The 14,620-nt window shown below is 65.8% G+C and carries 11 protein-coding genes and 2 CRISPR repeat arrays; of the genes, 10 read left to right on the top strand and 1 reads right to left on the bottom strand.

The window, feature by feature from the left end:
- The first annotated feature begins 302 nt into the window (after nt 1-302).
- Genes QSK34_RS14855 through cas2 form a run of 8 tightly spaced genes read left to right on the top strand, consistent with a single transcriptional unit; the run spans nt 303 to nt 8,308 of the window.
- Nucleotides 303-1,046 (top strand): CRISPR-associated endoribonuclease Cas6, encoded by a 744-nt coding sequence (locus QSK34_RS14855; RefSeq protein WP_285584427.1) that lies wholly within the window; start codon nt 303-305, stop codon nt 1,044-1,046.
- Nucleotides 1,043-2,461, top strand: coding sequence for a hypothetical protein (locus tag QSK34_RS14850; RefSeq protein ID WP_285584424.1), 1,419 nt, complete (start codon nt 1,043-1,045; stop codon nt 2,459-2,461). The genes QSK34_RS14855 and QSK34_RS14850 overlap by 4 nt, the downstream gene beginning before the upstream one ends.
- Complete coding sequence (cas7i, locus tag QSK34_RS14845) at nt 2,458-3,483, top strand: type I-B CRISPR-associated protein Cas7/Cst2/DevR (RefSeq protein ID WP_285584421.1); 1,026 nt, start codon at nt 2,458-2,460, stop codon at nt 3,481-3,483. Before QSK34_RS14850 ends, cas7i begins: the two co-directional genes overlap by 4 nt.
- Nucleotides 3,480-4,145: a CRISPR-associated protein Cas5 gene (cas5, locus tag QSK34_RS14840; protein ID WP_285584419.1), complete on the top strand. Its 666-nt coding sequence runs from the start codon at nt 3,480-3,482 to the stop codon at nt 4,143-4,145. Before cas7i ends, cas5 begins: the two co-directional genes overlap by 4 nt.
- Entirely contained in the window at nt 4,142-6,562 is a 2,421-nt protein-coding gene (gene cas3, locus QSK34_RS14835; RefSeq protein ID WP_285584418.1) for a CRISPR-associated helicase Cas3', read from the top strand. Before cas5 ends, cas3 begins: the two co-directional genes overlap by 4 nt.
- The gene (locus QSK34_RS14830; protein ID WP_285584416.1) at nt 6,559-7,056 is read left to right on the top strand and encodes a CRISPR-associated protein Cas4; all 498 of its coding nucleotides are present in this window, start codon (nt 6,559-6,561) and stop codon (nt 7,054-7,056) included. Before cas3 ends, QSK34_RS14830 begins: the two co-directional genes overlap by 4 nt.
- A gap of 3 nt (nt 7,057-7,059) precedes the next feature.
- Nucleotides 7,060-8,040: a CRISPR-associated endonuclease Cas1 gene (cas1, locus tag QSK34_RS14825; RefSeq protein ID WP_285584414.1), complete on the top strand. Its 981-nt coding sequence runs from the start codon at nt 7,060-7,062 to the stop codon at nt 8,038-8,040.
- Between the two features lie 4 nt (nt 8,041-8,044).
- On the top strand, nt 8,045-8,308 hold the full coding sequence (gene cas2, locus QSK34_RS14820) for a CRISPR-associated endonuclease Cas2 (protein WP_285584412.1): 264 nt from the start codon (nt 8,045-8,047) through the stop codon (nt 8,306-8,308).
- A gap of 134 nt (nt 8,309-8,442) precedes the next feature.
- A CRISPR array of direct repeats spans nt 8,443-9,127; the repeat unit is 30 nt; unit sequence GTCCTCATCGCCCCTGCGAGGGGTCGCAAC.
- 168 nt (nt 9,128-9,295) lie between these two features.
- Nucleotides 9,296-11,609: direct repeats of the CRISPR family, unit length 30 nt; unit sequence GTCCTCATCGCCCCTGCGAGGGGTCGCAAC.
- Between the two features lie 368 nt (nt 11,610-11,977).
- Here the strand turns inward: cas2 and QSK34_RS14815 are convergent.
- Complete coding sequence (locus QSK34_RS14815) at nt 11,978-12,388, bottom strand: EVE domain-containing protein (protein ID WP_285584410.1); 411 nt, start codon at nt 12,386-12,388, stop codon at nt 11,978-11,980.
- Between the two features lie 420 nt (nt 12,389-12,808).
- Between QSK34_RS14815 and QSK34_RS14810 the strand changes: the two genes are divergently transcribed.
- Both QSK34_RS14810 and QSK34_RS14805 read left to right on the top strand, forming a co-directional pair.
- Nucleotides 12,809-14,077 (top strand): phosphoribosyltransferase, encoded by a 1,269-nt coding sequence (locus tag QSK34_RS14810; protein WP_285584408.1) that lies wholly within the window; start codon nt 12,809-12,811, stop codon nt 14,075-14,077.
- Nucleotides 14,078-14,176: 99 nt separating this feature from the next.
- A complete protein-coding gene (locus QSK34_RS14805) occupies nt 14,177-14,614 on the top strand; it encodes a DUF2267 domain-containing protein (protein WP_285584406.1) in 438 nt (145 codons plus the stop codon).
- Nucleotides 14,615-14,620 lie beyond the last annotated feature (6 nt).

The raw sequence follows: 14,620 nt of genomic DNA, 5'->3' as shown, positions 1-14,620 counted from the left end.
AGCCCCTCAGAGGGACAAATGAGTACCGAGTTCTCATACCACGAACGAAGAGAACCAATCTGTTGCAACCCCACGGATCCCTGATCAGATCCAGGGAATGACTGCCCCAATCCTAGCAACGACACGTGTGAGGCATTTGTCGTAGTTGTCGACATGCGTCGAGATTAGTTTTATTCGTCCTGGTGGACATATCCGGAATGTGGCGCTACCGTAAGCGCCCTCACGCAGAGGTGAATGGTGGTCACTGTCTCAGGGGCCACCGACATTTCTGCTCCGTCCTGTTGGGCACTAGGGAGGGCACGGTGCGGGTGCAACTGGATGTCCATACCGAGGCACGGGAACTTGCCTGGTCGTCGGTGGTACGGCCAGGAAGGGCACTGGCGTACTCGCTGCTGGATCGTGAAGCACCCGAACTGGGAGCCGAGCTACACGCTCAAGGAACGAAGCCCTACGGAATGGTTCCGTTCGGCTATTCAGCTCCTGTCTTCCCACTGGCGGAACGTCGCAGGGGCATCTACACGCTGGGCGGTCCCGGCACATGGGAGCTGGGGAGCCCGGTACCGAGGCTCTTACAGTCCTTCGGGTCGGCACTCGCCAAAATGCCGGTCATTGCCTGGGGCGCGACGGCGTTCTTCGTCGACGCAGTCCGTGTCCTGGAGGCGCCCGCGTTCGCCTCTGGTAGTGCTGTGTTTCGAACCAGCACCCCTGTGGTGGTGAAGGGGTCTGGGATCGGAGCCTCGGGAGTGCGCGAGACGCGGCAGGACTGGCTCTTGCCAGGGGAACCGGGATGGGATCTGGTCTTTGAGCGCAACCTCCGCCGTAAGGCAGAGACGCTGAGTCTGAATCCTGATGTCACGTTGGAGCGAGTCAACTGGATCGGCCCCAAACGGTCCTTCTCTGTTGCCGGAAGCACGGGGACGGGCGGAAGTAAGCCTGGCGCCTGCGTGGAAGTGACAGTCAGCGCTGATCCGGATGTGCTGCAGGCTCTGTGGAGCTGGGGCCTGGGACAGGCTAACAGCGCGGGCTTCGGCTGGGTGATCGCATGAACAGCGGCGATGACCTGGGGCAGCGGTTGATGCTGACCGCACACCCACTGCAGCGAGTCGGCGCATACGCAGTGGCCGCGCTAGCCGGCGACTTCGAGCCGGAGGATGTCCCCGCCGCGGACTTCGAGCAGGTCGTCAAGACCATGACGCGGGATGCCACCCGTGCCGCTCTGGTCCGGGAAAGCAAGAGCGCGAAAGGCTTCTGGCTCAAGGCGAGCTTCTCTCTGACCCCGAACTCGCCGATGAACCACCCGAGCAACGCCAGGAAGTCTGACGCCGCCGTAAAAGCCCGAGTGGAAGAGTGGCGCAACGCGTCCGGGAACGGCACGAGCCCAGATGCCGACTGTGTTCTGTGCGGGCGTCCGGCGGTCGGGTTCTTCGGGAAAGTCGATGTGCCGCTGGCGGAAAGCGACGCCTATCGAAACAGCACACCGCGCGGGCATGCGGGAATGGCCTTGTGCCGTCCATGCGTGGTGAGTTTCCATGCCCTTCCGTATGGCAGCCATCTCACCGGCGGCGCCTCCTACGCGTTGCACAGCTGGGACGCGGCCTTCATGCGAAGGACCATCCAGCGCCAGGTCGACCGCAATGTGATCATCGCTGAGACCGGAAAGGTCACCGAGGGCTACGCGCAATCCCGTGAGGTGGTTGCCTTGCGAGCGTTGCGCGGATACAGCCAGCGAATCACCGCCGGGGTGGAGTTGCTGGTCTTCAACAACAACAACCGCGGCCAGACTCTGGAAATCCATTCGCTCACCCAGCCGCTCGCCGAGTGGCTGCGGCGGACCCTTCTCCCGGCGAACAAAGGGGGTTTCAGATTCCTGGTGCAGGCCCACACGACTGCCTACTCGCCCGGAATCGTGATGCTGGCCCGTACCGCCTTTGGTGAGCCGGGACGACTGCTCAACACCGCAGTGCGCCACCTGGGACGGGTCGTATCCCGTGCCGACTACGACCGTGAGCAGACTGCGTCCGCGTCGGGTCTGCTCGATTCCTTCGTCACCGAGGTGATGCAGATGAACGAGAAGGATCTCAAGGAGATCAGGACGGCCGCGCACAAGGTCGCCGGCTTGTTGAGCACAGAAGAAACCGGAGGCAAGCTCAACGCTCTACGCGTCTCCATGCGAGACCCGCGCAAGATGCGCGCCTGGCTGACCCGGCACAGTCTGGAATGGACGATCAAGCCACCCAAAGGCGCTGACGGACCCCTGGTGACCGAGCGGGCGTTCGTCCTGCTGTTCGGCCCTGGCCAGGACAACCCCTCCTGGTTCCACCGCGACGTTTTCCTGTTCGGCGTGCTGGAGAAGCTCTCCGAGCTCGGCTGGAGGTCCAAGAAGGCCGAGGAGGACTTGGAAGAGATCGAGGACGAGAACCCAACCGACGCCAAGTTCATCAACGAGGAGGAAGAGCAGTGAGCTACCTGGTCGGAAAGATCGTTCTCGACATCGTCGCGGGCGCGCCCAACAACGGCGAAGGCGAAGACAACATCGGCAAGGCCAAGCAGTTGCGGGTGGGCAGGGACGTCTATCCCTACGTCTCGGCGCAGGCGGTGCGTCGCTGGTTGCGTGACTCGCTGCCGCGCGAGGAGCCCCGGTCCGGGGTGACCCGTTCGGGGTCGGGCAAGAAGCAGCAGGCTCACACCGAGGGTCGTCCGGACCGCTACTTGGACGACGACCTGTTCGGCTACATGGTGGCGGTGAGCAAGCAGAACTATCAGCGTGACACCGTGCTGGCGACCGGAACCTTGGTCTCACTCACGCCCCAGCGGCCCACCGAGGACTTCGGGACGATGAGCCGGGATTTCCCCGCCGGTGAGCATCCCGTCATCCACCAGCACGAGCTCTACAGCGCAGTCCTCGGCGCTGACATCCTGCTGGACGTTCCGCGGGTGGGCGTGTTCGAGACAGACGGCAGTGGGCTGCGGGTCGCACTCAGCCCTGCCGCCGCGCAGGAGGCCACGGCTGAAGGATCTACTCGTACAGTCCTTCGAGGCACCGAAGCGCTGCGTCTTCCTCAGGAAGAGCGTCGCCGCCGAGTCGCGGTCCTGCTGGAGACTTTGGCGAAACTGCGGGGCGGCGCCAAGCAGTCATTGCACTACGGCGACCGTACTCCCGCTCTCGTCCTGCTTGCGCCTATGAAGGGTGGGGTCAACCCGTTCACGCGCGTGGTCGGCGCCCGTGACGGGAAGCCCTTCTTCGACTCCGAGGTGCTGCGCGAAGAGATCGGCGCGTGGGACGACGAGTTGGACGGGCCAATTCGTATCGGGTGGGCTCCGGGCTTTCTCGGAGATCAGCGAGAAAAGACCGAGCGGGAGCTCAAGGACCTCATCGAGGTCGGCACGGTGACCATCGCGCATCCCCGCACCATGCTGACCGCCCTTGCGAAGGAGATCCGCGACGGCGATCACGACAGCTGGTTCGAGGACCCGACGGCATGACCGTCACGGACACGACCATGCTGGAGGCGACGTTCACGGCACCCGTCGCCTCCTTCCGTAATCCTCTTTACGCGGGCGTACAGGTCACTCTCCCCTGCCCACCGCCAGCGACGGTTGGGGGGCTGCTGGCCGGTGCCGCCGGCGGGTGGGACGCGGTAGACCCGGGTCTGCGGTTTGCGATGGCGTTCCGCTCGGCCGGGAAGAACGTCGACTACGAGACGTACCACCCGTTGGATGCCTCCGGTAAGAAAGCCTCTCCCACACCACGGGATCGTGAGTTCCTGGCCGCAGCCGTGCTAACGGTATGGCTTCCGGATGATCCCGAGCTCTGGCGGCAGAGACTTCGTCGCCCGATATGGCCGTTACGCCTGGGCCGTAGCCAGGATCTCGTAGGCATTTCGCTGCGTATGGTGACCCTCACCCCTCATCCCGGCGCGTTGCGGTCCGCGATCGTTGCCGAGGAAGCCGGGGTGGCCGGGGGGACGCCGCTTCGGTTGCCGACAACCATCGGCCCAGGCCGCGACCGGACAAAGTGGGACACCTACCGCTACGACACCTCCGGATTGAGCCAGACAGTGGTACCGGGAAGTCGGTCGACCGAGAGTGGGCAGGCTGTGGCGCTACTGCCCATTTGTCATCCCGAAACAGTTGCCTGGCGATGACGCCGGTGGACCTGAAGTCTGTTTACGCCAAGAGCAGGCGCGGCGGCCGTCCCCAGGAACTGCTCACGGATCACCTGGCGGACACTCATAGCGCCGCCCGCCAGGTCTCGCGCCGGGTGGGCACGATCTCAGGTCTCGATGACGGACTCCAGTCGCTGTTCTGGCCTGCTGTGGAGCTCGCCGGACTCACCCACGACGGCGGAAAGATCCCCACCGGGTTTCAGGACATGCTCGCGGGACGTGTCCGGATGTGGGGGGAACGGCACGAAGTCCTGTCCCTGGGATTCCTGCCGTCCCTCATCGAGAATCCGGACTTGCTGCTCTGGGTCGCTACTGCCGTCGCTACCCATCACCGGCCCTTGGACGGGGACCCGGGCCGCGATTTGATGAGCCTCTACGGTAACTGTGACATAGCCGACCTGCAGGAAAGGATCGGGCCGATCCACGAGCAGATCGTCCCGGAATTAGAGGAATGGTTTCGCGAAAAGACCAAGCTTGTCGGTCTGCCCGTGGCCGCCACCGTGCAGACGCCGCTGGACGTCGATTCCTTGCTGATGGCGGCGTACAACCTGCTTGATGTTGTGCTCAACGAGTGGGACACACGCAGCTCAGCAGATCGTGGCCTCAGCGCGGTCCTGTTGCAGGGAGCCGTCACGCTGGCCGACCATCTGTCGTCCGCACACCAGCATTTGTCCTTGAGCCAGCCCTTGGACGGCTCATTCCGAGCGCTCCTGGATCAGAGGTTCGCCGACCAGGGCAGAGCGCTCCGTCCCCACCAGGTGAAGGCCGAGACGAAGCTAGGTCATTTGCTCCTGCAGGCGCCCACGGGCAGCGGCAAAACAGAGGCCGTGCTGTTGTGGGCCGCGAACCAGGTCACCGACTTGGCCCAACGGACGGGTGGGGTGCCACGAGTGTTCTTCGTGCTGCCCTATCTGTCGTCCATCAACGCGATGGCCGATCGCCTCGAAGACCTTTTCCAAGTACCGGGAACGGTAGGGGTCGCGCATTCCAAGGCCGCTTCCTACCACCTTGCCGCGTCCATCGCCCCTGAGGACGGCGACGAGACGGACCAAGACAACGACCCTTGCCGTGTCGACGCCGCCACCAAGGCCGTCTCCCGCGCCGCGGCGACCAAATTGTTCCGCGAGAGCGTACGCGTCGCCACCCCGTACCAACTGATGCGCGCGGCTCTTGCCGGCCCTGCGCATTCCGGCATCCTCATCGACGCGGCCAATTCCGTTTTCGTTCTCGACGAACTCCACGTCTACGACCCCCAGCGGCTCGGCTGCATCCTCGCCTCTACCCGCCTGTGGGAACGCCTCGGAGGACGCATCGCCGTCGTATCGGCGACCTTGCCCGACGCGCTGTCCGAGTTGTTCACGCAGACACTCACCCAGCCTGTCTCGCCGGTGGACGCCGCCGGTTTCGACCTGCCCTCTCGTCATCGCCTCCGTACGAGAGACCACCACCTGATGGATCCAGCGGCGCTCGACGAGATCCGCTCTCGTCTGATTCGTGACGAGTCCGTTCTGGTGGTGGCCAACAACGTCGCCCAAGCGCTGGAACTGTTCGAAGAATTGGGGCCGGGCACGGAAGACCTCCATGGCGAAGGCTCCGCGCTCCTGCTGCACTCCCGTTTCCGGCGCGGCGACAGGAACAGCATCGAACGGAGCATCAGGAGCAGGTTCGGCGCTGGTCTGTCGGAGAGACGTCCGGGACTCCTGATCGCCACACAATGTGTCGAGGTCAGCCTGGACCTGGACTTTGACGTTCTCCTGACGGCCGCAGCTCCCCTGGAGGCCCTGCTTCAACGATTCGGCCGTGTCAATCGGTTGGCTGCCCGTCCCCCCGCTGACGTCATCGTCCACCTTCCCAACTGGACCACGCGCCGCAACGCCCCGGGTACCGAGTACGCGGACGGAATCTACGCTCGTGAACCCGTCGAGGCCGCCTGGGAACTCCTGGTCGCCCACTCCGACACCGACGTCGACGAAGCCGACGCCACCGCCTGGCTGAACCTCATTTACGCCACCCATTGGGGGGCAGCCTGGCGTGAGGAAGTCCAGAACTACTACCAGACTTTCACGGACAGGCTCCTGACCTTCCGGCGGCCTTTCGACTCCCGCTCGGATCTCGCCGCCGTCTTCGACGAACTCTTCGACGGTTCCGAAGCGATCCTTGCCGAGGACCGCGACGCCTATGCGGATGCCCTGGCAGAGGCCCCCGGGCAGCCGAGAGCGGGACGCCTGCTGGCTGACGAATATCTGCTCCCTTTGCCCTACTGGGCCGGACCTCTCAGCGGGTATGACAAGAAGCTCCAGGTCCGCGTCATCCACGGCGACTACGACCCACGATTGGGTCTCCGCTCCATCAGCGGACCAGCCCAGATCACCTACCAGCCGGGTGAGGTCTTGTGATCGATTCCGAAGACATCGGCGGAACGCACATCAAGTACCTCTATCACTGCCGCCGGCAGCTCTGGCTTTTCCTCAGGGGTGTACGACCCGAGCATCTCAACGCGGCCGTGCAGATGGGCGAGGCCGTCCATGACACCACCTACACCCGGGCTACCCCGGTCGATTTGGGGGCCGCTCGCCTGGACTTCGTCGACGGCCAAAAGTGGGTTCACGAGGTGAAGTCGTCGAATCGGTCGACGCCTGCAGATGAAGCGCAGGCTCGCCATTACTGCTACCGCCTGCATCGGGTCGGAGTCGACGCGAAAGGGGCGGTCCTTCATTACCCCAAGACGCGCCGGACCAAGAAGCTGGTCTACACAGAACAGGCTTCCGCACAGGCAGAGGCCGATATCGCCGCAGTCCTTGAGACTGCAGCCTTGGCCGTCTCCCCGCCTCGGCTCGCCCGCAGCGCGTGCCGGGGATGCAGCTTCACCGACTACTGCTGGATGGACTGACCCGTGCCAACCGCCTCTCGTACCTACTGGCTGACCAGCCCGTGCCGGATCCGGCGTAAGGATCAGTCGCTGTTGATCGAGCGTGAGAACGGATCACCCGTTCACATTCCCATCACCGACGTGCGGGATATCGTCGCCTGCGCGGAGACCGACATCAACACCGCGGTTGTCTCGCTGCTCAACCGGCACCGCATCAACGTGCACCTGCTCAGCCACTACGGCAATTACGCCGGCTCCTTGCTGACCTCTGACACCAGCACCTCGGGTGAGACCGTCCTCGCTCAAGCCCGGCTCGCCGGCGACCGTGAAGCCGGGTTGAAGGTCGCTCGCGACATCGTCGAGGCCACGGCCTTCAACGTCCGACGCGTCGTAGACCGGCAGTTGCTGAAAAGCCCCTGTACGACCCTTCAGAAGTCCGTGGCGGAAGCCGAGAGCGCGGCTCACCTGATGGGCGCCGAAGGGACCTTCCGCCGCTCGGCCTGGGCGGTCATGGATACCAAGCTTCCTGAATGGCTTCAGCTCGCCGGGCGAAGCCGACGACCGCCCAAGAATGCCGGCAACGCCTTCATCAGTTACGTCAACGGCATCGTCTACGCCCGCGTTCTCACGGCTGTCCGCCTCACGCCCTTGCACAGCGGTATTGCGTTTCTGCACAGCAGCATGGAGCGGCAGCGGCATTCGCCCGTCCTGGACCTTTCCGAGATGTTCAAGCCGCTTTTCGCCGAGCGTCTGCTCCTGCGTATGGCTGGCCGTAATCAGCTCAAGGAACACCACTTCGACAGCGACACCAATCAGGCGATGCTCAGCGAGGCGGGCCGCAAGCTCGTCGTCCAAACCGTCAGGGACGAGTTCGCCGTCACCGTCGCCCATCGCACGCTGGGCCGTCCGGTGGCGTATGACGAGTTGCTCTACCTCGACGCACTCGCGCTGACTCGCCACTGTCTGGAGAACACCGGTTACAAGCCCTTCCGGATCTGGTGGTGACCTCGTGTACGTCGTGGTGGTCTATGACACCGCCGCCGAACGGAACCCGCAGATCTTGCGGACCTGCCGTCAATACCTTCACCACGTGCAGCGCAGCGTTTTCGAGGGCCAGCTCACTCCTGCTCAGCTGCGTCGTTTCCAGGCCGATGTGACCGCTGTTCTCGATCTCAGCTACGACAGCGTCATCGTGTACACATTTCCGCCTGGCAGCACGCCGCAACGGTTTGCGTGGGGAGCCACGGAGCCGGAGCCCACGGATATCCTGTGATCCCGCTCCTTGACCACTCCATAGCGACAGATTTCAGCGACACACCGGGCTCTGCTGCACTACCGAAGGTCTGCTGAAAATTGGGCCGGAAACGCCTCGATGTCGCCGCTTATGACCTGCGGCTTTACATTGGGGTCCTCATCGCCCCTGCGAGGGGTCGCAACGCGACGTCGCGGACCAGCTCGGTCTCGGCGATGACCCGGTCCTCATCGCCCCTGCGAGGGGTCGCAACTCCCGTTGGCGGCGGTGCGCCGGCGGGCGCCGCGCGTCCTCATCGCCCCTGCGAGGGGTCGCAACATACCGCGAGGCCCACGCCAGACTGCCACGCCACAAGTCCTCATCGCCCCTGCGAGGGGTCGCAACTGGCCGGGGATCCAGCGAACGGTCGCGACCCGGGAGTCCTCATCGCCCCTGCGAGGGGTCGCAACGAGAGTCGAGCTCACGCTGCGCCGCCCTCACCGCAGGTCCTCATCGCCCCTGCGAGGGGTCGCAACAGCTCGCGAGGCTCTCCATCCGAGTCGTACGTCCAGGTCCTCATCGCCCCTGCGAGGGGTCGCAACCGCGTATGCCGATGGTGCCAGCAGGAACGTGTGGATGTCCTCATCGCCCCTGCGAGGGGTCGCAACCAGTTGTGGATCCCTGACGGGGACGGCTCACCGGTCCTCATCGCCCCTGCGAGGGGTCGCAACACGACCTCCAGGAACCGCGGCGCGACGTCGTGCCAGGTCCTCATCGCCCCTGCGAGGGGTCGCAACTGATGGCCAGCGCCGTCCCCACCGGATACACCGAGTCCTCATCGCCCCTGCGAGGGGTCGCAACTTGCGCTGCCTCTTGGTCGCCATCCCCTCCGCGGCGGTCCTCATCGCCCCCTGCGAGGGGTCGCAACACACCGGCACCTGGGACGTCCCCGCCCCCGAACTCGTCCTCATCGCCCCCTGCGAGGGGTCGCAACACACCGAAGCGGCAGACCTGGAAGCGCTGCTACGTGGTCCTCATCGCCCCTGCGAGGGGTCGCAACCAGCCGCAGGTGGTGCAGGAGCGGATGTGGGCGATGTCCTCATCGTCCCTGCGAGGGGTCGCAACTGGCTGGACGCCGGCGGGAACGTGCAGGACCTGATGTCCTCATCGCCCCTGCGAGGGGTCGCAACATGCGCCGCAGCTCCGCCATGAGGCTCTCGACGGTCCTCATCGCCCCTGCGAGGGGTCGCAACACCGAACGGTGGTTTCGTCTGGACGACGTCCACGCGTCCTCATCGCCCCTGCGAGGGGTCGCAACCGGCCGACGTGGACGCGGCCACGCTCGCCAAGGCGGCCGGGTCCTCATCGCCCCTGCGAGGGGTCGCAACTTGAGGGTCACCCAGCAGTGGTCGCATGAGCGGTCTCCGGTCCTCATCGCCCCTGCGAGGGGTCGCAACATCGCCCACGCGGGCGGCTCCTCGGCCAGGCGGCCGTCCTCATCGCCCCTGCGAGGGGTCGCAACAGCGTCAGCAGGTGGGCGAGAATGCCGGCCGTGATGTCCTCATCGCCCCTGCGAGGGGTCGCAACCCGGCGGCTCCGTCGCGGCGCCCGGATACATGCGCCCTGTCCTCATCGCCCCTGCGAGGGGTCGCAACTGTCGCAGGTGGTACCTGCGCGCCTGAATGAGCCAAGTCCTCATCGCCCTTGCGAGGGGTCGCAACAGTGCCGTCTGCTCGGGCTTGTTCGGGGTCGGGGTCCTCATCGCCCCTGCGAGGGGTCGCAACCAGATCGACGCGCTCGACGAGAGCGACTTCATTGAGGTCCTCATCGCCCCTGCGAGGGGTCGCAACCAGATCGACGCGCTCGACGAGAGCGACTTCATTGAGGTCCTCATCGCCCCTGCGAGGGGTCGCAACCCGAACGGGCAGCCGCGCCGGGTGCCGATGGACCTCGGTCCTCATCGCCCCTGCGAGGGGTCGCAACTACCGGATGTTGTGTCCGACCAGCGGGACCCCGGCGGTCCTCATCGCCCCTGCGAGGGGTCGCAACAGCGTGTTGGTGTCGGTCGACTGGAGCGGGTGATCGGTCCTCATCGCCCCTGCGAGGGGTCGCAACGTGTTGCCCCAGGACGCGTACATCTCCGCCGTCGGTCCTCATCGCCCCTGCGAGGGGTCGCAACTGTTCGGGCTCGGCTGGATCACCGGCCGCCGAACGGTCCTCATCGCCCCTGCGAGGGGTCGCAACCGCCAGGATCGGCCGAACGGCCGAGTCCTCATCGCCCCTGCGAGGGGTCGCAACCCCGACGCTCGATCTCCCAGGTGTCATGCCCGGCAGCCGTCCTCATCGCCCCTGCGAGGGGTCGCAACGGGTCATCGCTGGCGCGGATGAACGCCCGGAACAGGTCCTCATCGCCCCTGCGAGGGGTCGCAACTCTGCCGCATGGTCATGACCACCATGACCGCACCCACGTCCTCATCGCCCCTGCGAGGGGTCGCAACACCTCGAAGCCTTGGTGGAGGCGATGACCTTGCCGGTCCTCATCGCCCCTGCGAGGGGTCGCAACTGCCACGGCCTGCCGGATGCACCGCCAGGCCCTCGTCCTCATCGCCCCTGCGAGGGGTCGCAACCGTCGTACCCCACTTGGGCCAGCTTCCCGAGAAGGAGTCCTCATCGCCCCTGCGAGGGGTCGCAACGTCTGGGCGATCGGGTCCATGAAAGACCGGCCGTCGTCCTCATCGCCCCTGCGAGGGGTCGCAACTCGTCGAGGAGGCTGCGGGCGATGCCGCGGGCGAGGTCCTCATCGCCCCTGTGAGGGGTCGCAACAATCCCCTTGTGCTGTTCGACAATGTCCGGTGCGCGTCCTCATCGCCCCTGCGAGGGGTCGCAACCCGAAGGACTGGACGCTGTATCCGGCGCCGCGGAGGTCCTCATCGCCCCTGCGAGGGGTCGCAACATCTCGCCACCCATGGCCATGTGGAGCAGTGCGGGTCCTCATCGCCCCTGCGAGGGATCGCAACGCCCGCCACCAGGCGTTCGTGGGGATGGTGCCGGTGTCCTCATCGCCCCTGCGAGGGGTTGCAACACCGGCGCAAATGCGCCTACCCATAGGCCCTCTCGAAGTCCTCATCGCCCCTGCGAGGGGTCGCAACTCATCCACGCCGCCTCGATAGCCCGGAGGTCCGCGGTCCTCATCGCCCCTGCGAGGGGTCGCAACATGTGGGGCCGGTTATGGCGCATATAACAAGCCCGCGTCCTCATCGCCCCTGCGAGGGGTCGCAGCATCTCACTCTCGTGGACCAGCAGGCCCTGGCGGGTCCTCATCGCCCCTACGAGGGGTCACAACGCCTGTTGCGCGACTCATCCCAAGGCCCGAGGCATAGATGGTCATCAAAGATCCAGACATCCCTGGCTTAGCGACTCCAAAAGATAGGCGAACGGTTCAAGTCCCCCCTCGGACACAAACCGTAATTCCATGGAGTCCTGGTCAGCCGAAGAGGCGACCAGGACTTTTGTTACCCCGCGAGCCAGGCTTCCGCCTCGGCACGGTGACAGGTGGCCGCCGCGAGAGCGCGGATGTCCGCGCGGGACAGGGGTGCCGCGCAGGGCCATATGCAGGTGCGGTGCCAGGCATTCCGCCACGCTCTCGCAGATGTGGCACGAAAAGCCTGTCCAGGGATCCCCTGGGCGGGCTCTCGCACCTGCCCAGCGGGGTTAGAGGTGAGACATGAAGGCTTCCCACTGCGCCTCGGTGACCGGGTGCGGATTGGCCGCCCCGGGCATCCTGATGAAACCCATTCCCTCGAACCGCTTGTCGGCTCGAAGCTGCCCGAAGGTGATGTCGACATCGAGCCACTGCTCAATCTCGATCGGCACGAACCAGGCCTGCTCAGGTACCTCGGTCCAGTAGTCCGGGGATGGCACCGGCTTGAACACCGGCACGCCGCCGATCCGTCCGAGTGCCGCGATGCCACCGCTGCCCGAGCGCCAGAAGAGGAAGCGATCGCCTACCTGGAGTTCGTCACGGAACCTCCCCACCCGCCAGTCTCCGATCGGCTGGCCATCTCGACGAGCGGCGGCCAGGTCGAAGGTCTTGGGATTCCAGGTCAGGAGCCAGTAACGCATGATCCTCCTTGGATACGGACCTTCAACGCTTACCGAAAGGCTCGCCCACGCCTCCTCGTCGATCAAGAAAATACCAAGGCGACACCCTCGACCAGGCAAGATCTCCTGATTCCTCTCGGCGTCCCCATGGACGCATGACCACCCTGGTGATACCGACAAGCGTCACCCATGCCTCGGTCGTGGCCGACTGCTCGATCGAGGTCACCGAGCGCGGGGTCGCCATTCGTATGGACAGCCAAAATCGCACGCGTCGTCAGCCGCGGCACGAAATTGGTCAACCCCGGCTGCCACACCGTCGTCTGCCGCTCGCGAACTGGGCCCTTAGATCCTGCCCACCGCACCCCCCGAGGCCTAATGGTGAAGAGAGAGGGGCCTTCGTCACCGACGCGGGGCACAGGCGGAAGTGCTGAGGAGGCGGTTATGGCGATGTTCGGCGATCGTCATGAGGCCGGTGTTCGGCTGGGGGAACGTCTGGCCGGGCTTGTCGAGGAGAAGCCGGTCGTCCTCGGGTTGCCTCGGGGTGGTGTGCCCGTGGCGTTCGAGGTGGCGCGGGCCCTGGGTGCGCCGCTGGATGTGATCGTGGTCCGCAAGCTGGGGGTGCCGGTCCAACCCGAGCTCGGGTTCGGCGCGATCGGTGAGGGTGGCGTACGCGTAGTCAACCCGGCGGTCGTACGAATGACCGGTGTGGCGGAGAAGGACATGGCGACGGTGGAGGAGCGTGAGCGGCAGGAGGTGCAGGCTCGGGCGCGCCGCTTCCGGCCCGGTCGGGGGCCGCTCGATCTGGCGGGCCGGACGGTCGTCATCGTGGACGACGGGGTCGCCACGGGAGGCACGGCTCAGGCCGCCTGCCAGGTGGCTCGGGCGTACGGGGCCGCGCGGGTGGTCTTGGCGGTTCCGGTCGGCACTCCGGACGTGCTCGCGAGGCTGCGTCAGGACGCCGATGAGGTGATCTGCCTGGAGACGCCCTCCGCCCTTTGGGGCATCGGCGTCTGCTACTCGGATTTCACGCAGACCACCGACGAGCAGGTGGTCGAGCTGCTGCGGCGGGCTTCCGATCAGCTGGATGTGATGGTGGACGTCGGCCCCGTCCGCCTGCCGGGGCGGCTCGTCGTCCCGGAGAACGCCGTGGGGGTGGTGGCGTTCGTGCACGGGAGCGGCAGCAGCCGGCACAGTCCGCGCAACCGGTACGTGGCCTCGGTGCTCAATCAGGCGGGCTTGGCCACCTTCCTTTTCGACCTGCTCACCGTCGAGGAGGAGCGTGATCGTGTCAACGTGTTCGACATCGAGGTGCTGGCCGGGCGGCTCGGGCGGGTGACGACCTGGCTGGCTGACGAGCCTCGGGTGGCGGGGTTGCCGATCGGCTACTTCGGGGCCAGCACCGGGGCGGCGGCCGCGTTGTGGGCGGCGGCGGAGCCCGGCAACCAGGTGGCCGCCGTCGTGTCCCGGGGCGGGCGGCCCGATCTGGCGGGGCCGTGTCTGCCGGCGGTGCGTGCGGCGACGTTGCTGATCGTGGGCGGCCGGGACGAACCGGTGCTCGATCTCAACCGGTGGGCGCGGCAGCGGTTGCGTTGCGAGAACCGCCTGGAGATCGTGCCTGACGCCACTCACCTGTTCGTAGAGCCCGGGGCGCTGGAAATCGTCGCCAGCCTGGCGCGTGACTGGTTCGCCGACCGTCTTCCGGCTGGGTAAGAAGCGAAGGTGAGGGGATGAACAGGGGGAACCACCTGGCCGTTTCGCGCCTGAGATCATCCGAACCGGTGAGAGCGACACGACATCCCGGGGGAGACAATGTCGCACACACGAGTACAGAGCATCGAGCACACCGTCCAGACCACCAATCGGTGGCTGGCCCACCTCTCCGAGGCGATCGGCACCGAAGATCGTGACTTCTCCCAGCGTGTGCTGAGGGCCTGGCTGCACGCGGTCAGGGACGGGCTGACCGTCCAGAACGGGGCCAATTTCGCCGCGCAACTGCCCGATCTGCTGCGCGGGGTGTACTACAACGGCTGGGATCCCAACCGGGTGCCGATTCGCCGCAGCCGGGAGGAGTTCATCGAATACTTCGCCCGCTCCGGCCGCATCGCCCTCCACGACGTCCCGAAGCTCGCTCCCGCGGTCACGGAATTCCTCTGCGGAGAGCTCTCCGAAGCGCCGGTCATGCATCTGCTCGCCCGGTTGCCCCACGACGTGCGCGCCGTGTTGTGGCCCGCGGAGAAGAACGGGTAAGGCTGA

The organism is Herbidospora sp. NBRC 101105 (genome assembly GCF_030269205.1).
In the GTDB taxonomy this organism is placed as follows: Bacteria; Actinomycetota; Actinomycetes; order Streptosporangiales; family Streptosporangiaceae; genus Herbidospora; species Herbidospora solisilvae.
Note: the sequence above shows the minus strand (reverse complement) of the source record. Positions and strands in the feature narration are given on the sequence as shown.

Coding starts and splice junctions, on each gene's coding strand:
- cas3 (WP_285584418.1), top strand. CDS start 4,142: ATGACGCCGGTGGACCTGAAGTCTGTTTACGCCAAGAGCAGGCGCGGC.
- cas5 (WP_285584419.1), top strand. CDS start 3,480: ATGACCGTCACGGACACGACCATGCTGGAGGCGACGTTCACGGCACCC.
- QSK34_RS14810 (WP_285584408.1), top strand. CDS start 12,809: ATGGCGATGTTCGGCGATCGTCATGAGGCCGGTGTTCGGCTGGGGGAA.
- QSK34_RS14805 (WP_285584406.1), top strand. CDS start 14,177: ATGTCGCACACACGAGTACAGAGCATCGAGCACACCGTCCAGACCACC.
- QSK34_RS14815 (WP_285584410.1), bottom strand. CDS start 12,388: ATGCGTTACTGGCTCCTGACCTGGAATCCCAAGACCTTCGACCTGGCC.
- QSK34_RS14850 (WP_285584424.1), top strand. CDS start 1,043: ATGAACAGCGGCGATGACCTGGGGCAGCGGTTGATGCTGACCGCACAC.